The sequence below is a fragment of the Variovorax sp. VaC1 genome (assembly GCF_043658315.1).
GTDB lineage: Bacteria > Pseudomonadota > Gammaproteobacteria > Burkholderiales > Burkholderiaceae_C > Variovorax.
On record NZ_JBIGLT010000008.1, the window covers coordinates 129,784 to 148,336 of the forward strand.

Below are 18,553 nucleotides of genomic sequence, written 5' to 3' on the forward strand. Positions count from 1 at the left end.
AGAAAACGCATGGCTGGCGCCTACAAAACCCCCGGTGTCTATATCGACGAGAAGAATGCGTTTCCGAACTCGGTGGTCGAAGTCGCGACCGCGGTTCCAGCGTTCATCGGCTACACCCAGATCGCCGACAACAAGGGCAGCTCGCTGGCCGGCAAGCCCTGGCGCATCACGTCGATGCAGGAGTTCGTCAGCTGCTACGGCGGGCCGCCGGAAGACAGGTTCGAGTTCGTCAAGAACGCCGATGCCACCACACCGAGCGACTTCAAAAGCGCGGGCAGTGGCTATGTGCTCCGGCGCAAGAGCGGCCAGCCCGACACCTTCCGCTACTACCTCCATCACTGCATGCTGCTGTTCTTCCAGAACGGCGGCGGCGCGTGCTACGTCGTCTCGGTCGGCAACTACACCGACGCGGGCGTGCAGGTGCAGCCGCTGCAAGACGGCATCGACCTGCTGCTCACCGAGCGGGAGCCGACCCTGGTGGTGGTTCCGGATGCCATGGCACTGCCGCAAGCGGACTGCATCCCGCTGCAGCAGCACGCCCTTCGGCATTGCGGCTCGCAGATGAAGAACCGCCTCGCGATCCTCGACGTCAGCGACGGCTACCGCGAACGCACCGATCCGCAGGGCGATTGCGTTGCGGCCTTCCGTGACGACCTGGGCACCGACTTTCTCGACTATTCGGCCGCCTACTATCCGTGGCTGAACACCTCGATCGTGCAAGACACCGACCTCGGCCTTGCCAGCTTCGTCGACGTTGCCGAGCTCAAGGCACTGCTGCTGGCCGAAGCCGGTGGCAGCGCTGCACCCAAGGCACTGCAGGACATCCTGGCGCAGATCGGCAATGCCACGCGCGATCCGAAGGGGAAGACCGGCCCGTCGGACGCCGATCTGCACAAGGCTCTGCTCTCGGTCAGCCCGACCTACGCCAGCATCCTGCAGGCCATCCAGCGCAAGCTGAACCTGTTGCCACCGGCGGCTGCAATGGCCGGGCTCTACACCATGGTCGACAACACGCGCGGCGTGTGGAAAGCGCCGGCGAACATCAGCCTCAACTCGGTGGTGTCGCCAGCGGTCGCCATCACGCAGGATGTGCAGGAAGACCTGAACACCCCCCCGACCGGCAAGTCGGTCAACGCGATCCGCAGCTTCCTCGGCGAAGGCGTGCTGGTGTGGGGCGCGCGCACGCTGGATGGCAACAGCCTGGACTGGCGCTACATCAACGTGCGCCGCACCGTCCTCATGATCGAAGAATCGCTGAGCCTGGCGACCAAGGCGTATGTGTTCGCGCCCAACGTCGCCACGACCTGGATCACCATCAAGAGCATGGCGAGCAACTTCCTGACCAGCATCTGGAAGCGCGGCGGCCTGGCCGGCGCCACGCCGGCCGATGCGTTCAACGTCTTCGTCGGCCTGGGCGAAACCATGACGGCCGACGACATCCTCGAAGGCGTCATGCGGGTGACTGTGCTGGTCGCGCTCAGCCGCCCGGCCGAGTTCATCGAGCTCAGTTTCCAGCAGCAGATGCAAAAATCCTGATCTTCGTTTGTTCGACCCAGCGCGATCGCCCACCCCACCCGCCGACTGGAGAGCGCCCATGTGCCGCAGCATCAAGACCCTCTACAACTTCGAGCCCCCCGCCACCGAGCAGGAGATTCGCGCCGCCGCGCTACAGTTCGTGCGCAAGCTCAGCGGCTTCAGCGTGCCGTCGAAAGCGAACGAAGAGGCCTTCGGGCGCGCGGTCGACGAGGTGGCCGCAACCGCTGCGCGGCTGATCGAATCGATGGTCACGACGGCCGAGCCCAAAGACCGCGCGATCGAGGCCGAGCGCGCCAAGGCCCGGTCGGCCGCCCGCTTCGGCACCGCGCCCCACGGATGAAAAACCCCGCCGCAGCCCGCCGGCACGGCATTTGATATGGTGTTTGCCAGCTGCCCAATCGACTCGGGAGCAGCCAACAAGCACATGAAAAAGACTTACACCGGCGGCTGCCATTGCGGCGCCGTGCGATTCGAAGCCGACATCGACCTGAGCCTGGGCACGCTGCGGTGCAACTGCGCCATCTGCACGCAGACGCGCTTCTGGCCGGCCATCGTCGCGACCGATGCCTTCCGCCTGCTCGAGGGCGAATCCGAACTCAGCGAGCAGATGCTCGACACCCGCAACAGTCACTACATCGTCTGCAGGCACTGCCGCGTGCGCTCCTTCGGCGTGGGCCATTCGCCCGAGACCGGCGCCAGCGCCTACGGCGTGAACGTGACCTGCCTGGACGACGTGGAACTGGACGACCTCGCCAACTCGCCGATCCGCTACGTGGACGGGCATCGCGGCACATGGCACGTCGCGCGCACGGCCATCGGAAGCTGACGAAGAAGCATCGCTTTTCATCGACACAACAACACCCCCAGGAGACAAACTCACCATGCCCATCGAACTCTGGCTCGCCTTCGTTGCCGCTTCGGCCCTCATGCTGGTCATTCCGGGGCCGACCATCCTCACGGTGATCAGCTACTCCATGTCGCACGGCCGCCGCGCGAATGTGCCGCTGGTGGCCGCGGTGGCGCTCGGCGACTCGACCGCGCTGGTGGTGTCGCTGCTGGGGCTGGGCGCATTGCTCGCCACCTCGGCCTTCTGGTTCACGGTGGTCAAGTGGGTGGGCGGGCTGTACCTGCTGTACCTGGGCATCAAGCTGCTGCGCGCCGGCATCACGTCCACCGAGATCGCCGCGCCGGCCGCGCCCGCCTCGCGCTGGCGCCTGTTCGCCAACACCTACCTCGTGACGGCGCTGAACCCCAAGGGCATCGTTTTCTTCGTGGCCTTCCTGCCGCAGTTCATCAGCCCCGCGGCCAACGTGACGCACCAGCTCTGGGTGCTCGCCGTCACCTTCGTGGCGCTGGCCGCGACCAATGCGACGCTCTATGCGGTGTTCGCGGGCTCGGCGCGCAAGCTGCTTGCTTCGCCGCGTGCGCAGCGGCGCTTCAACCTTGCAGGCGGCTCGCTGCTGAGCGCGGCGGGCATCTGGGCGCTGATGGCGCGCCGGCCGGGGTAAGGCACGCGGGCGATTGAAACGCCCCCGAACGAACGGCCGCGAAGCGCAATGCTTCGCGGCCGTTCTTCTTTCTTGCGGCGCCACGGAGGCCGCGACCGCGTGCTGGAGTAGGTGCACTTCCCGTCCTCCTCAAGGCAGGCCGGGGCGCGCTTCGCATCGCAGAGAATGCCGAAGGTCGCCTCTCGAGATCTTCCGTGCCCTTCATACAGCAGCAGCCCACGTCTTTCAGCTTCCGCCGCAAGGCCCTTGCCACCGCAGCCTTGCTGGTGGCCTGCGCGCATCCGGCCTGGGCCCTGGTCAGCTTCGAGGAGGTCAAGCGCGACTTCCGTTCGTCCGACACCGCCGTGCTCGACCGCAACGGCGAGCTGCTGCAGCGCGTGCGCACCGACCCCACCGTGCGGCGCGGCCAATGGACCGCGCTGGCCGACGTGTCGCCTGCGCTGCGCACGGCCATGGTGCTGAGCGAGGACAAGCGCTTCTACGAACACAGCGGCATCGACTGGCGCGCCGTGTCGGCCGCCGCCTGGGGCAATCTCTGGAACACGCGCACGCGCGGCGCATCGACCATCACGATGCAGCTGTCGGGCCTGCTCGACGACGACCTGCGCCGCGCCGCGGGCGGCCGCAGCTTCACGCAGAAGATCGGCCAGACGGTGGCCGCCGCGCAGCTGGAGCGCAGCTGGCGCAAGGACCAGATCCTCGAGGCCTACCTGAACACCGTGCCGTTTCGCGGCGAGATCGTGGGCATCGATGCGCTCTCGCGCACGCTCTTCAGCAAGGCGCCGAGCGGACTCGATGCACGCGAGGCCGCCGTGGCCGCCGCGCTGGTGCGCGCGCCCAATGCCAAGCCGGCCGTGGTCGCGCAGCGCGCCTGCGAAGTGCTGCGCGTGATGGACGCCGGCCAGAAGGTCGATTGCGAAGCGCTCGACATGTTCACCAGCGCGGCGGTGCAGCGGCGCGCCTTCGACGCCAATGAAGGCATTGCGCCGCATGCGGCGCGGCGCGTGTTGCGCGAGATTCGCGATGCGAACGCGGGGGCAGCCCCCACCCCGGCTCTTCCCCAGAAAGGGAAAGACAAGGAGGCAAGCGTGCGCACCACCTTGCGCGCACCGCTGCAACGCTTTGCGCTCGACACGCTGCAGCGCCATCTGCGCGAGCTGCGTGGCCGCCATGTCGAAGACGGCGCGCTCGTGGTGCTCGACAACGCGACCGGCGAAGTGCTGGCCTGGGTCGGTTCTTCCGGCCCGCTGAGCCAGGCCGCCGAGGTCGATGGCGTGACCGCGCTGCGCCAGCCCGGCTCCACGCTCAAGCCGCTGCTCTATGGCCAGGCGATTGCCGAGAAGCGGCTCACCGCCGCATCGCTGATCGACGACTCGTCGGCGCAGATCAACACCGCGAACGGCCTCTACATTCCACAGAACTACGACCGCCAGTTCAAGGGCCCGGTGTCGGCGCGCACCGCGCTGGCTGCCTCGCTCAACGTGCCGGCCGTGCGCACGCTGGTGATGGTGTCGCCCGAATCCTTCGCGCGCGAGCTGCGCGCCGCCGGCCTGCCGTTGCGCGAGAGCGGCGACTACTACGGCTACAGCCTGGCACTCGGCAGCGCCGAGGTGTCGCTGCTGTCGCTCACCAATGCCTACCGCATGCTGGCCAACGGCGGTCGCTACGGCACCACCACGCTCACCGTGCGGCCACCCGTTCCGGCGGCCGACAAGGCCAAGGCCGCGGCCACGCCGCCACTGCTCGACCCGCGCGCGGCCTTCATCGTCGGCGACATCCTTTCCGACCCGAACGCGCGCACGCGCACCTTCGGCCTGGACAGCATTCTCTCGACCCGCTTCTGGACGGCCGTGAAGACCGGCACCAGCAAGGACATGCGCGACAACTGGGCGGTGGGCTGGTCGCAGCGCTACACGGTCGGCGTGTGGGTCGGCAACGCCAGCGGCGCGTCGATGTGGGACGTGAGCGGCACCAGCGGCGCCGCACCGGTGTGGGCCGAGGTGATGCGCTTCCTGCACACGCGCGAGCCCAGCCGCGCCCCTGTGCCGCCCGCCGGGCTGGTCGAGGCACGCGTGGAGTTCGGCCTCGGCACCGATGGCAACCCGCTCGAAGCGGCGCGCACCGAATGGTTCCTGCAGGGCACCGAGCAGCCGCTGTTCGCGCTCGACACCGGCGTGGGCACGTCGACAAACGGCCCTTCGGCGCGCATCACCGCGCCGGCCGACGGCACCATCATCGCGCTCGACCCCGACATCCCGCCGCTGCGCCAGCGCGTGCGCTTCGAATCCGAAGGCCGTGGCGTGCAATGGCGCATCGACGGCAAGCATTTCGCGCGCGGCAACAGCGCGCAGTGGCTGCCCTGGCCCGGACGCCACGTGATCGAACTGGTGGATGCCAACGGCAAGGTGGTCGACCAGCGCAGGCTCGAAGTGCGCGGCGCTGGCGTGGTGACCAAGAGCGCACGCAAATGAGGGCGAAGGGCTTCGCACCCCGCCCCGTCACAGGAGGATCGAACCCGATGGAATCTCGCGCAAGACCGATGGCTATCTGGGCCGGGGCCTGGCTTTGGCTCGTCGCGTTGGCCATGGCGATGGGCGTGCTCTGCGCCCCCGCGCAGGCCAAGCCCGTTGCCGTGCCCGCGATGAACTCGCGCGTGGTCGACCTTGCGAAGACGCTGAACGCGGACGATGCCAGCGCGCTGCGCCACGACATCGCCGAGGTCGAGCAGACCACGCAGGCGCAGTTCGCGGTGCTGATCGTGCCGACCACGGGCGAAGAATCCATCGAGCAGTTCGCCACGCGCGTCTTTGCGCAATGGAAGCTCGGCCGCAAGGACGAAGACGACGGCGTGCTGCTGCTGGTCGCGCTGAAAGACCGCCGCATGCGCATCGAGGTGGGCACAGGGCTGGAAGGCAAGATCACCGACATCCAGGCCGCACGCATCATCGACAACGAGATGAAGCCGCGCTTTCGCGATGGCGACATCGCCGGTGGCGTGCGGGTCGCGGTGCAGTCGCTGTTCAGGCTGGTATCGCCGCAGCCGGAGGCGGGTGCCGTGGACGAAGAAGCGCCCGCGCCGGAAGAACGCAAGCCGTCGCTGCTGCGCCATCTGATCGACATGTTCTCGACGGACACCAGCCAGTCGCGGATGAATCTGGCCTCGCTCGCCGTGGTGCTCTGGACCCTCGGCGTGGGTGCGTGGCACGGAACCCGGCCGCGCCCGCCTCCGGAGCCGCGCGTGGTGTCGTACGGCACGGGCAAGCGGGGCCGCAAGGGCCGGCGCCTGGCCGAACACGCAGCGCAGCGCGATGGCGCGCTGTGGGCCGACCTGAAGACCGAACCGCCGCCGCGCAAGCCACGGCGCTGGCCGCTGGTGCTGGGCCTGCTCGCGGCCGGCCCGGCTGCCGCGGCGCTGGCGCTGATGGACTTCGCGATGGTGCTCGTTCTCTTCATGCCGGTCACCTTCATGTACGGCGTGGGCTACCTGGCGGGCCGGTCCAGGACGGCGCGCTACGTGTTCGCCTGCATCGCGCTGGCAATCGCGGCACTCATCGGCCTCGGGTTCTACCTGGGCGCCGACAAGCTGCCGTGGGTGATCGCGGGCCTGTTCGTCACCTGCTTCGTCGGCATCGGCGTCGCGGTGGTCGTGGTGGGCGTGCGCCGCCACTGGCAACGCAGCGTGCTTGGGTTCATGGTGCGGCTCGCGCTCGTGACCGGCGTCATCGGCTTCGCGCTCGTCAAGCTGGCACCGGGCCCGGAACCCGACGAGACCTGGATCGGCATGGCGCTGGTGACTTTCATCGGGCTGGTGTTCGGTTTCTTCCCCACCGATGGCCGGCGCGGACGCCGAGGCCATGGCAACGACGATGACGACCGCGACAGCGGGTGGAGCAGCAGCAGCAGTTCGTCGAGCAGCAGTAGCAGCAGCTCGTCGGACAGCTCGTCATCGTCGTCGGGTGGTGGGGGTTCCAGCAGTGGTGGGGGTGCGTCGGGCAGTTGGTAGCCCGCTGCTGATCGCCCGGCTGCTTCATTGCCAGCCTGCGCGACGACGAAGCAGATGCATTGCGATGTCGCGTTCCACCGGTTGGTAACATTTGGCAAGAAGCGTCCGGCCTCCTGAATGGCGAGAAAAGCTCGCCGTTTCCCGATGAATTTGCAGCGCAAGCTCGTGAAATCCTGCGAACGGGAGTTGGGAATCATCGAAAAAGAAGAGGCGAACAACCACCGCGCGCGCATCGCGGCCTTTGCTTTGGCGTCAAAATTCGTCCAATCATTGAATGAATAGGCTCAACCGATGCTTGCCCAAGCGCCTCGCACCTCTCTGGCGGACACCGCCGCCAACAGCATTCGCACTGAAATCTCCACGGGCCGCTGGGCCGTCGGCAGCCGCATTCCGATCGAGCCGCAGCTCGCGCAGCTGCTCGGCGTGAGCCGCGGCACAGTGCGCGAAGCCGTCAAGACGCTGGTGTCGCGCGGCCTGCTCGAAGTGCGCCAGGGTTCGGGCACCTATGTGCGCTCGGGTTTCGATCCTTCGTCGAGCCTTCAGAAGATGCGGCGCGCGAGCCTGCGCGACCAGTTCGAGGTGCGCCGCGCGCTCGAAGTCGAGGCCGCCCGGCTGGCCGCCGTGCGCCATACTGCCAAAGACCTGCGCCGCCTGAACACCCTGCTCGACAAGCGCGGCGTGCCCGATGCAAGCGACAACGGCGCGGGCTTCATCGAACGCGACCTGGCCTTTCACCTGGCCATCGTCGATGTCTCGGGCAACCTGGCGCTGGCCGAAACCTGCCGCTTCATCACCGGCTACATCAAGGAAACCATCGCCAGCACGATGGGCAGCAGCCTGCCCGAGCCTGACGAGGAAGCGCACCGGTCCATCGTCGAAGGCATCGCCAGCCGCGACCCCGACATCGCCGCCGCCGCGGTGCGCGCCTTCATGGCGCCGATGATCAACGCGCTGTCGCTGGGCACGGCATGAGCTCGGCCGCCTTCACGCCCGGCGCCACCCCGATGCGGCGCACCCAGCCTGCGCCCCCCACGTCACCCGGAACCACCGAGGAACTGCTGATCGACGCCGAGGTCGACAGCCAGCCCGCGCCGCGCCCCACGCCTGCACCCAGCACCGGCCGCCGCATCCTGCTCGGCGCGAGCGTGGTGCTGATCGCGTTCAACCTGCGGCCGGTGTTCGCCAGCCTGTCGGTGGTGCTGCCCGAAATCATCAAGGCCACGGGCCTCTCGGCCACGGCCGCGAGCCTGCTGACCACGTTGCCGATCGTCTGCCTGGGCGTGTTCGCGCCGCTCGCGCCGTGGCTGGGCCGCCGCTTCGGCACCGAGCGCACGCTGCTCGGCTGCATGGTGCTGATTCTTCTGGGCACGGTGCTGCGCGGCACCGGCAACATCCCTCTGCTGTTCCTGGCTTCGGCCATCGCGGGCAGCGGCATCGCGGTGTCGAACGTGCTGTTGTCAGGGCTGGTCAAGCGCGACTTCGCCAAGCAGGCGGCGCTGATGATGGGCCTGTACACCATGGCCGTGTGCGGCGGTGCCGCCAGCGCCGCGGGCCTGACGGTGCCGATCGAACACGCGCTGGGCGGCGGCTGGACGATGGCGCTTGCGATGTGGGCGCTGCCGGCCGCGCTGGTCACGCTGATCTGGGCGCCGCAGGCACTGCCGCTCAAGCCGGTGGCGAGCGAGTCGGGCTTTACCGTGCGCGGGCTCTGGCGCGACAAGCTGGCGTGGCAGGTCACGCTCTTCATGGGACTGCAATCGGCCCTGGCCTACATCGTGATGGGCTGGCTCGCGCCGATCCTGCGCGAGCGCGGGCTCGGCAGCGAGACGGCTGGCTACGTAGTGTCGCTGTCGGTCATGACGCAGGTGGTGACCTGCCTCGTGGTGCCGGCGCTTGCCGTGAAGCTGCGCAACCAGCGCGGCCTTGGCGTGGCACTGGCCCTGCTCACCGTCACGGCCATGCTGGCGATGCTGTTCGCACCGCTGGGCGGCGTGTGGTTCTGGGCCGTGATGCTCGGCATTGCGCAGGGCGGCACCTTCGCGCTGGCGCTCACGATGATCGTGCTGCGCTCGCCCGACTCGCATGTCGCCGCGCACCTGTCGGGCATGGCGCAGGGCGTGGGCTACATGGTGGCGGCCTTCGGCCCGCTGGTGGCCGGGTTGCTGCACGGATGGACGGGCAGCTTCCGCGCATCGGCCTGGCTCTTCGTCGGGCTGGGCATCGCGCTGGTGATCGCGGGCCTCGGCGCTGGGCGCACGCGGCATGTGGGCGCGGTGACGGTGCCCAGGCACTGAGCACCTCGCCACGGCGCGCCTACTGCAGGTAGCTTTCCGCGAGCAACGCCCAGTAGGCCGCGCCGATCGGCAGGTTGCTGTCGTTGAAGTCGTAGCCGGGGTTGTGCACCATGCAACCGCCGTGCTGGCCCGGCGCGCCGTTGCCGATGAAGAGATAACAGCCGGGCCTTTTTTCCAGCATGAACGCGAAGTCTTCGCTGCCCGTCACGGCGGGGCCCTGCGGCTCCACATGCTCGGTGCCCACCAGCTCGCGGCCGACGCGCCGCGCGAACTCGGTTTCTTCGGGCGTGTTCACCAGCACCGCATAGCCCTTGCGGTAGTCGATGTGCGCCTTCACGCCGAAGCTCTCAGCCTGCGCGTTCACGATGGCCTTCAGGCGTTTTTCGAGCAGCTCGCGCATCTCGCGATTGAGCGAACGCACGCTGATCTCTAGCACGCAGGTCTCGGGAATCACGTTGTTCGCCTTGCCGGCGTGGATCGCGCCGACGGTGACGATGGCCATCTCCTGCGGATCGGCGTTGCGCGAAACGATGGTCTGCAGCGCCATCACGATGCTCGATGCGGCGACGATCGGGTCGGCCGAGCGGTGCGGCATGGCGCCGTGGCCACCCACGCCGGTGAGCGTGACGCTGGCGTAGTCCGACGAGGCCATGGCCGCGCCCTCGCGGAACACAAGGTCGCCCTGCCGCCGGCCCGGCGAGTTGTGCATGGCATAGACCGCGTCGCAGGGGTACTTCTCGAACAGGCCGTCTTCCATCATCTTCACGGCGCCGCCCATGCCCTCTTCGGCCGGCTGGAAGATCAGGTTGAGCGTGCCCGAGAACTCGCCGTGCTGCGCAAGGTACTTGGCCGCGCCGAGCAGCATCGCCGTGTGGCCGTCGTGGCCGCAGGCGTGCATGATGCCGGGCCTTCCGCTGCGGTAGGCCAGGCCGGTCTTCTCTTCGATGGGCAACGCGTCCATGTCGGCACGGATGCCGATGGCGCGCGTTCCACTGCCGCGCTTCAGGCGACCGACCAGCCCCGTCACGCCAAGCCCGCGCTCGACTTCATAGCCCCAGGCCGTGAGGCGCTCGGCCACCAGGTCGCTGGTGCCGAACTCTTCAAAACCGAGTTCAGGGTTCTGGTGGATCTGCTGGCGCACCGTGACGAATTCGGCGGCGTTCTTTCTCATGTACTCAAGGTAGTGCTGTGCGTTCTGCGGCATCGTCTTCTCAAAGGTTGGAAGGAAAGAATTCGTCGGCGGCTCAGGGTTGCAGCGCCATCGTGGACGGCAGCCGCGTCCAGGGCAGATCGGCCGGGTCGGCAGCCATCGGGCCCGGCGCCTTGGCCACGAGGATGGTGCTGGCAATGGGCGCGAAGTCGGCGCGAAAGTGCACCGAGCTTTTGTTGACCAGCAGCTTCATCGCCTCGGGCTCGATGCCCAGGTAGCGGAAGTACTCGCGGTCGAGCATCTGGCTCTTGCCGCTGGCCACGGCGATCCGCACACCGTCGATCTCCAGGCAGGCGCTCGGGCCGAGCGACACCACGCCGCCGCGCGACATCGGCCCCTTGCCCTGCACCTGCCCGTCGCTGAGCGCGGTCACTGTGAACAGGCCTTCGACCGGCGCATCGCTGAACTGGCCGCCCCAGGTGGGCACCGAGGTGCCGAGCGCGACGCGGATCTGCGCGCCCACGCCGGCTTCATGCGCAGCGGCTGCAGCGGCCGGGTCGAACATCAGCCCCAGCGCCACCTTCCCCGGAAAACGCTTGCCCGCGCCTTCGGCCAGCAGCGCATGCAGCATGCCGGTGGTGTTGCTGTCGGCACCCGCGCCGGGGTTGTCCTGCGTGTCGGCAATGACGACCGGACGGCTCGCGCCTTCCGCCAGTTCCAACGCCCGTGCCACGGCCACGCGCGGTGCGAGCACGTCGAGCCGCCATTGCGAGCGAGGCTGGTCGATGCGTTCGTACAGCGTGGCCACCGCCGCGCCGGCGTCATCGCCATAGCCCCACACCACCGGGCCGCACTCGGCGATGTCGGCGGCCGGAAAGCCGGTGGCAAAGCTCAGCACCGCGCCGTGCTGCACGTCGAGTTCCTTCAACAGCCGGTACACCGACGCGGCCGGCTCGATCATGGTCGACTGCACGTTCAGCGGCAGCAAAAAACTGAGCCGCCGCGCATGCAGCGGCTCGCGTGAAGCGCGCGCCACGCGGCGCTCCAGCAGCGTCGCGGCGAGCCGGCCGGTGTCGGCCATGTCGACGTGCGGGTAGGTGCGGTAGGTGGCCAGCGCATCGGCCTCGGCCAGCATCTGCGCGGTGATGTTGCCGTGCAGGTCCAGGCTCGCGACGATGGGCACGTCAGGCCCGACAAGCATGCGAATGCGGGCGATCAGCTCGCCCTCGGGGTCTTCCAGGTGCTCGGTCACGGCCGCGCCGTGCAGGTCGAGGTAGACCGCGTCGATGCCGCCATCGGCCAGGGCGGCGGCCAGGTCTTCGGTGATGGCGGCAGAGATGCGCTCGAACGCGTCTTCGGTCACGTGCGCCGAGGGCGTGGCACCGGCCCAGGCCGAGGGCACCAGCGACCAGCCCTTCTCGCGCGCCGCGTCGATGAAGCCGCCGACCGGAATGTTCCTGCCCGCGTAGGCTTCGACGATGGCGGCGCCGCGCCGGTACGGCGGAAAGCTCGAGCCCGCGTTGAACGCGGCCCAGTCGGCCTTGCTGGGCGCGAAGGTGTTGGTCTCGTGCTGGAAACCGGCGATGAAGACTTTCATGGAATCCTTTTTCATTGGCGTGGGAACGAAGGGATTTCAGCTGCGCGCAAAGGCGAAGTCGCGACCGGGCGCGGCAGCCAGCAGTTTGCGCGTGTATGCGTGTTGCGGCGCGAAGAACACATCCTTCACTTCGCCACGCTCCACGATTTCACCCTGGCTCATCACGATCACGCTGTCGCAGATCTGACTGGCCACGCGCAGGTCGTGGGTGATGAAGAGAATGCCGATCTTCAGCCGCTGCTGGATCTCGTCGAGCAGCCGCAGGATCTGCGCCTGCACCGACACATCGAGCGCCGACACCGCCTCGTCGGCGATCAGCACCTGCGGATCGCAGGCCAGTGCGCGCGCAATCGAGATGCGCTGGCGCTGCCCGCCCGAGAACTCGCTCGGGTAGCGGCGCAGCGCGTCGGGCGACAGCCGCACCAGCCGCATCAGTTCTTCGGCGCGCGCCCAGGCCTTGTCGTGCGGCATGCCGAAGTTGACCGGCCCTTCGACGATCGACGCGCCCACGGTCTGGCGCGGATTGAGCGAGCGGTACGGGTCCTGGAAGATCACCTGCACCGTGCGGCGAAACGGCGACAGTGCGCGCCCCCTGGCATGCGCCACCGAGCGGCCGTCGGCAAAGATGTCGCCCGAGGTCGGGTCGATCAGCCGCGCGATGCAGCGCGCCACCGTCGACTTGCCCGAGCCCGATTCGCCCACGATGCCCACGGTTTCGCCGGGCCGCACCGCCAGCGACACGTCGCGCGCCGCCGTCACCGTACGGCGCTTGCCGGGCCATGCGCCCGTGACGTAGGTCTTGCAGATGTTCACGGCGTTGAGCAGCGGGTAGGCGTCCGCGACCGGCGGGCGCTTGTGCGCGCACAGCTCGGGCACCGCATCGAGCAGCATCCGCGTGTAGGGCTCGCGCGGCGCCGTGAGCACCGCCATCTTGTCGCCCTTCTCGATCATGGCGCCCAGCTGCAGCACCACCACCTCGTCGGCGATCTCGGCCACCACGCCGAAGTCGTGCGTGATGAAGAGCACGGCCGTGCCGTTCTCGGTCTGCAGCTCGAGGATGAGCTTGAGGATCTCGGCCTGCGTCGTCACGTCGAGCGCAGTGGTCGGCTCGTCGCAGATCAGCAGCGCGGGCTTGAGGATCAGCGCCATCGCGATCACGATGCGCTGGCGCTGCCCGCCCGACAGCTGGTGCGGGTACGACGCGAAGATGCGCTCGGGCTCGGGCAGCCGCACGCGCGCCATGATCGCCAGGATCTTCTGCCGCCGCTCGGCCGCGCCCATGCGCACGTGCTGCGCCAGCATCTCGTCGATCTGCGCGCCGCAGGTCATGACGGGGTTGAGCGCGGTCATCGGCTCCTGGAACACCATGGCCATCGACGGGCCGCGCAACTGGCGCAGGCGCGAGGCCGGCGCGGCGAGCAGGTTCTCGCCCTGCAATTCGATGGCACCGCGCACCGGCACAAGGCCCGAAGGCAGCAGGCCCATCACCGCATTGGCAATGACCGACTTGCCCGAGCCCGATTCGCCGAGCAGGCAGACGATCTTGCCGGGTGGCACGTCGAAGGAAACCTTGTCGACCGCATGCGGCCGGTCGCCGCCGCGCGGCAATGCGATGGCGAGGTCGCGAACGGAAAGTACGGAGGCTTGTTGCGTCATGGCTCAGCCTCCGCGCTTGTTGAACTTCGGGTCGAGCGTGTCGCGCAGCCCGTCGCCCAGGATGTTCACGGCCAGCACCGTGAGCGCCAGGAAGATGCCCGGGAACAGCACGTTGTGCGGGTACTGGTTGAACTGCGCGCGGCCCTCCGCCATGATGTTTCCCCAGGTCGCCATGTCCGCCGGCAGGCCCACGCCGAGGAAGGACAGGATGGCCTCCACCAGGATCGCCGAGGCGCACACGTAAGTCGCCTGGATGATCAGCGGCGCAATCGCATTCGGCAGGATGTGCCGCGCAAGGATCTTCCAGGTCGGCGTGTCGAGCGCAATCGCCGCCTCGACATACGGCTCTTCGCGCACCGTCAGCACCACCGAACGCACCAGCCGCGCCACGCGCGGGATCTCGGGCACCGCGATGGCCACCACCACTGTGAGCAGCGTGCCGCCGAACAGCGCCACCAGGCTGATCGCGAACAGGATGCCGGGGATGGCCATGACGCCGTCCATCAGCCGCATGATCGCGCCGTCGATGCGCCGGAAGTAGCCGCCCAGCAGGCCCACGAGCATGCCGAACACCACGGCGAGCGCGGCCACCGCGATGCCCACCGTGAGCGACACGCGCGCGCCGTACAGCGTGCGGCTCCAGATGTCGCGCCCGAGGCTGTCGGTGCCCATCACGAACAGGTGCTCGAAGGTGTCGCCGGCCAGGCTGTTGAATTCGCCGCGCGTGCCGGGCATGAGGTTGCCGCTGCCGGGGTCGATGGCGGTCGGGTCGATGGTGCCGAGCCACGGCGCGGCCAGCGACATCAGCACGAGCAGCAGCAACACGCTGCCGCCCGCGCGCACCGACCAGTCGGCCAGGATGCGTTTGAGCAGCGAGCGCCGCTTCGGCGGTGCCAGCGCTTCGACGGCGATGTCTGGCGCTGCGGCCAGGGGAAGGGTCGAATCGGTCATGGTGTTTCCGTTCACTTCGTTCAGTAGCGGATGCGGGGGTCGAACACCAGGTAGCTCACATCGATCAGCAGATTGATGAGCACATAGATGACGGAAAAGAACAGCGTGATGCCCTGGATCAGCGGAAAGTCGCGCGACAGCACCGCATCGACCGTGAGCTGCCCGAGCCCCGGAATGGCGAACACCGTTTCGGTGACCACCACGCCGCCGATCAGGAGCGCGATGCCGATGCCGATGACCGTGACGATGGGAATGGCCGCGTTGGCGAGCGCGTGGCGCATCAGCAGCCGCGTCTCGGAGATGCCCTTGGCGCGCGCGGTGCGGATGTAGTCCTCGGTCATCGCCTCGGCCACGGCCGCGCGCGTGACACGCGCGATCAGCGCCACGTAGATGATCGACAGCGTGACCGACGGCAGGATCAGGTGCTTGATCCACAGCCAGGGCCCCTGGCTCAGCCGCTGGTAGCCCTGCACCGGCAGCCACTGCAGGTGCAGCGCGAAGATCCAGATGAGCACATAGCCGATCACGAAGGCCGGTATCGAAAAGCCCATGACCGAGAAGCCCATGAGCATGCGATCGAGCCACCCGCCGTGGCGCCATGCGGCGATCACGCCGAGCGGCACCGCGATGAGGATGGTCGCCACCAGCGTCACGGCCGCGAGCGACACCGTGGCCTCGATGCGCTGGCCGATCAGCTCCACCACCGTCTTCTTCATGAAGTACGACTCGCCCAGGTTGCCCTGCAGCAGTTGCGCACTCCAGTGAAGGAACTGCACGGGCAGCGACTGGTTGAGCCCCAGCTGCTCGCGCACGCGGGCGATGTTTTCGCTGGTGCCGCTGTCGCCCACGATGGCGGCGGCCGGGTCGCCGGGCGCGAGCCGCAGCATCAGGAACACGATGAGCGCGACGATGACGAGCACCGGCACGGTCGAGAGAATGCGGCGTGCAAGAAAGAGCAGCATGGGTGACTCCCTGATTCCAGCTGTCTCAGTTCTTCTTCAGGTTCCAGAACACGGCCACCGGCGAGCGCACCACGCCGCTCACCACGCCCTTGCGGTAGGCCGTGAGCGGCTTGTACTCGCCGATGGGCGCGTAGATGCCGGTGTCGTACACGCGCTGCTGGATGGCGGTGGCCAGTTCCTTGCGCTTGGGTTCCTCGCTGCTGGCGAGAAAGTCGGACTTGAGCTGCTCCAGTTTGTCGTCGGTGGCCCAGCCGAACCAGCCTTTTTCGCCATTGCCCGTGAGCGGCGCGAAGAACATCGGGTTCATGTTGTCGGCAATGCCCCAGCCGGTGATGAACAGGTTCCAGCCGCCATTGGCCACCGGGTCTTTCTTGGCGCGGCGCGTGACCAGCGTGGGCCAGTCCATCGACTGCATGTCGACGTTGAAGCCGGCCTGCTTGAGCAGTTGCGCCATCACCGGCGGAAACTTGTTGAGCACCGCGAAATCGGCCGGGTACATCAGCACCACGGGCTTGCCGTCGTAGCCTGCTTCCTTGAGCAGCGCCTTGGCTTTCTCGAACTGCGGCTTGCCGGTGAAGTAGCCGGTCTTGTCGGACGCGAAGGCCGAGCCGCAGGGGTAGATGGAAGCGCAGCTGTTGTACAGCTCCTTGTGCACCAGCTGGGCGCGCATCAGCGCCTCCTGGTTGATGGCCATGAAGGCGGCCTGCGCGATCTTCGGGTTGTCGAAAGGCGGGATCAGGTGGTTCAGGTGCAGCGCGAACGAGCCTTTCGACACGGGGCTGTCGAGCGTGATGGCGGGGTTGTTCTTGAGCGCGGTGTATTGCTCGGACGGCACCCACTCGATCATGTCGACCTCGCCGTTGGCCAGCGCATTGGCCTGGGTCTGCGCGTCCTTCAGGACGATCCATTCCATGCGGTCGACGTACACGTTCTTGCCGCCGGCCGTGCCGGAAGGCGCTTCGGCACGTGGCACGTATTTGGTGTTCTTCAGGTAGACGATCTTTTCGCCGGGGCGGTATTCATCCTTCTTGAAGATGTAGGGGCCGGAGCCGGTGGCGTCGTCGATCTGCTTGTCGGCCGGCGTGGCGGCCACGCGCGCGGGCATGATGAAAGGCGGGTTCGACGAAGGCTTGCTCAGTGCGTCGAGCACCATGCCGAAGGGCTCCTTGAAGACGAACCTGAAGCTGTTGGCATCGACCGCCTCGGTCTTGTCCATGGCGGCGAACATCTTCTGGCCCAGGCCGTCACGCTGCCCCCATCGCTTGAGCGAGGCGAGCACGTCGTCGGAGGTGACCGGCTTGCCGTCATGGAAGGCCAGGCCCTTGCGCAGCGTGAAGTTCCATGTTTTTCCGTCGGCGCTGGTCGTGTACTTGTCGACCATCTGCGGCAGCACCTTGCCCCGTTCGTCCACGCCGAAGAGCGTGTCGTAGACCATGTAGCCATGGTTGCGCGTGACGAAGGCGGTGGTCCAGATCGGATCGAGGATCTTCAGATCGGACTGCGGCACCAGGCGCAGCACCTTGCCCGCGTCCTGCGCGAAGCTGCTCGCGGCAGCGGCCGCGAACATCGCGCCTGCGAGGACGGTTTTCATCAGGGATTTCTTCGACAGCATGGTTCAGTTCTCCGGTTGAAAGAAAGAGGAAGGTGTGGCCGTGAAAAGGCTTCGGCCACGCGCAGGCTGTCGCCACGGCAAAGCCGTTGGCGCGGACGCGCGAGGCGCTCGGATGGAAGTCATGGACACAGGCTCCGGAAGCGAACAAGGACACGCCGCGCGTTGGCGCGGCGTGCCCCTGCTGTCCTTTGGCCTGAGAGATTCACCATGCACGCGCATCGCGCATGGCTTGCCCCTTCGGCGGCTGCCCTCGGCGCCTTGACGGCGCCGGGCAACGCTCTCCAGCGTTAGAAAAAATCCAGTCTTGGGACCTGAGCGTTCTGGGCTATCGCCTTCGGTAATGCACTAACTCGAAGCATCGAGCCGGCATTTCTCCTGGATCAATCTCTCCAAGCAGTTTGCGTGCCACTCAGGCCACCCGGGCCGGATGGCACGCCGGAAAAAACTAGTTCAGCCCGCCGCCGCAGAAGTCGGCCTTTTCGATCGTCTTGTCGGTGAAGTTGACGCTCGTGCGCTTGTCGGCACTGGGGCCGGTGTGCGCGGGCCAGTCGCTTTGCAGCCACGTATAGCGCCACACGTAGGGGTCGCCGGCCTTGGCGGGCTCGCCGTAGGCGATGCGCAGGTTGCCCCTGCTTTCGTCGTGGCAGTGCTTCGAGGTCTTGTATTCCTTCTCGGTGAAGCAGGCACGGATCATCCGCGAGCACCAGAACGGAATGCCTTCACGCACGGCCTTGGCCGGCTGCCCGGCCGGCGTGTCGAGCGGCACGAAATCGGCCGTGACGGACGACGCACCCCCGCCCGAGTAGCTCTCGGATTCGCTCTGCGTCACGGCCACGGCCCAGCGGCCTTCGGCCAGCGGATAAAGCGCCGGTGCAAGCGCGAGAGACACCTTGGGGTCGCCGCTCTGGCGGTCTTGCTGCAGCGAGAGGGCATATGCCGAGAAGTCGTGCAGGCGTTCGAGTTGCCAGGCGTTGGCGGCGGTGTTGCGCTTCACGCGCGCCATCGCCAACGGCTTTTCTGAAATGACCAGGTAGTCATCGGCCTTGCCGTCGCGCGGCTGGTGCAGCTTCAGGGCCTGGGCATCGCAGGGCTGGGGCAGCAAGGCGCACAGGTGGGCGCGCCAGTCGACATCGACGGATTCCGGCGCCTTGACCGCGAAGAAGACCTGCGCCGAGGGCGCGGCCACGGCGGCGCCCGCGAGCCCCATGGCGGCGAGCCATGCGCCGGCACCGAGGGTGAGGAGTTTTTTCATGCGCGAATGGTAGCCAGCCGCCGCCGCCCGAT

16 protein-coding genes and 1 riboswitch are annotated in these 18,553 nt (G+C 67.7%); of the genes, 9 read left to right on the forward strand and 7 right to left on the reverse strand.

The window, feature by feature from the left end; translation table 11 throughout:
• The first annotated feature begins 9 nt into the window (after window positions 1-9).
• From ACGLHS_RS28530 to ACGLHS_RS28570, 9 genes are all read left to right on the forward strand, one after another.
• Window positions 10-1,536 carry a phage tail sheath family protein gene (locus ACGLHS_RS28530; protein ID WP_394485209.1) on the forward strand — a complete coding sequence of 509 codons (1,527 nt, stop codon included), beginning with the start codon at window positions 10-12 and terminating at the stop codon, window positions 1,534-1,536.
• A 58-nt stretch (window positions 1,537-1,594) separates the two neighbouring features.
• The gene (locus ACGLHS_RS28535; RefSeq protein WP_394485210.1) at window positions 1,595-1,876 is read left to right on the forward strand and encodes a DUF2277 domain-containing protein; all 282 of its coding nucleotides are present in this window, start codon (window positions 1,595-1,597) and stop codon (window positions 1,874-1,876) included.
• An 84-nt stretch (window positions 1,877-1,960) separates the two neighbouring features.
• Window positions 1,961-2,362 carry a GFA family protein gene (locus tag ACGLHS_RS28540; RefSeq protein WP_093246152.1) on the forward strand — a complete coding sequence of 134 codons (402 nt, stop codon included), beginning with the start codon at window positions 1,961-1,963 and terminating at the stop codon, window positions 2,360-2,362.
• 55 nt (window positions 2,363-2,417) lie between these two features.
• On the forward strand, window positions 2,418-3,044 hold the full coding sequence (locus tag ACGLHS_RS28545; RefSeq protein WP_394485211.1) for a LysE family translocator: 627 nt from the start codon (window positions 2,418-2,420) through the stop codon (window positions 3,042-3,044).
• Between the two features lie 203 nt (window positions 3,045-3,247).
• Window positions 3,248-5,515: a penicillin-binding protein 1C gene (gene pbpC, locus ACGLHS_RS28550; protein WP_394485407.1), complete on the forward strand. Its 2,268-nt coding sequence runs from the start codon at window positions 3,248-3,250 to the stop codon at window positions 5,513-5,515.
• 47 nt (window positions 5,516-5,562) lie between these two features.
• A complete protein-coding gene (locus ACGLHS_RS28555) occupies window positions 5,563-7,047 on the forward strand; it encodes a TPM domain-containing protein (RefSeq protein WP_394485212.1) in 1,485 nt (494 codons plus the stop codon).
• 117 nt (window positions 7,048-7,164) lie between these two features.
• Entirely contained in the window at window positions 7,165-7,329 is a 165-nt protein-coding gene (locus tag ACGLHS_RS28560; protein ID WP_394485213.1) for a hypothetical protein, read from the forward strand.
• A 9-nt stretch (window positions 7,330-7,338) separates the two neighbouring features.
• On the forward strand, window positions 7,339-8,019 hold the full coding sequence (locus ACGLHS_RS28565; RefSeq protein ID WP_093245661.1) for a FadR/GntR family transcriptional regulator: 681 nt from the start codon (window positions 7,339-7,341) through the stop codon (window positions 8,017-8,019).
• Between the two features lie 32 nt (window positions 8,020-8,051).
• Window positions 8,052-9,341: a CynX/NimT family MFS transporter gene (locus ACGLHS_RS28570; protein ID WP_394485408.1), complete on the forward strand. Its 1,290-nt coding sequence runs from the start codon at window positions 8,052-8,054 to the stop codon at window positions 9,339-9,341.
• A 19-nt stretch (window positions 9,342-9,360) separates the two neighbouring features.
• Here ACGLHS_RS28570 and ACGLHS_RS28575 read toward each other — a convergent pair whose 3' ends face one another.
• From ACGLHS_RS28575 to ACGLHS_RS28605, 7 genes are all read right to left on the reverse strand, one after another.
• Window positions 9,361-10,545 carry a M20 aminoacylase family protein gene (locus ACGLHS_RS28575; RefSeq protein WP_394485214.1) on the reverse strand — a complete coding sequence of 395 codons (1,185 nt, stop codon included), beginning with the start codon at window positions 10,543-10,545 and terminating at the stop codon, window positions 9,361-9,363.
• Between the two features lie 40 nt (window positions 10,546-10,585).
• Window positions 10,586-12,088: a M81 family metallopeptidase gene (locus ACGLHS_RS28580; RefSeq protein WP_394485215.1), complete on the reverse strand. Its 1,503-nt coding sequence runs from the start codon at window positions 12,086-12,088 to the stop codon at window positions 10,586-10,588.
• A 36-nt stretch (window positions 12,089-12,124) separates the two neighbouring features.
• Entirely contained in the window at window positions 12,125-13,744 is a 1,620-nt protein-coding gene (locus ACGLHS_RS28585) for a dipeptide ABC transporter ATP-binding protein (RefSeq protein WP_394485216.1), read from the reverse strand.
• Between the two features lie 3 nt (window positions 13,745-13,747).
• Window positions 13,748-14,695 (reverse strand): ABC transporter permease, encoded by a 948-nt coding sequence (locus tag ACGLHS_RS28590; protein WP_394485217.1) that lies wholly within the window; start codon window positions 14,693-14,695, stop codon window positions 13,748-13,750.
• Window positions 14,696-14,715: 20 nt separating this feature from the next.
• Entirely contained in the window at window positions 14,716-15,657 is a 942-nt protein-coding gene (locus tag ACGLHS_RS28595) for an ABC transporter permease (RefSeq protein WP_394485218.1), read from the reverse strand.
• Between the two features lie 25 nt (window positions 15,658-15,682).
• Window positions 15,683-17,248, reverse strand: coding sequence for an ABC transporter substrate-binding protein (locus ACGLHS_RS28600; RefSeq protein WP_394485219.1), 1,566 nt, complete (start codon window positions 17,246-17,248; stop codon window positions 15,683-15,685).
• 192 nt (window positions 17,249-17,440) lie between these two features.
• Window positions 17,441-17,564, reverse strand: a riboswitch (glycine riboswitch).
• A gap of 150 nt (window positions 17,565-17,714) precedes the next feature.
• Complete coding sequence (locus tag ACGLHS_RS28605) at window positions 17,715-18,521, reverse strand: hypothetical protein (protein ID WP_394485220.1); 807 nt, start codon at window positions 18,519-18,521, stop codon at window positions 17,715-17,717.
• Window positions 18,522-18,553 lie beyond the last annotated feature (32 nt).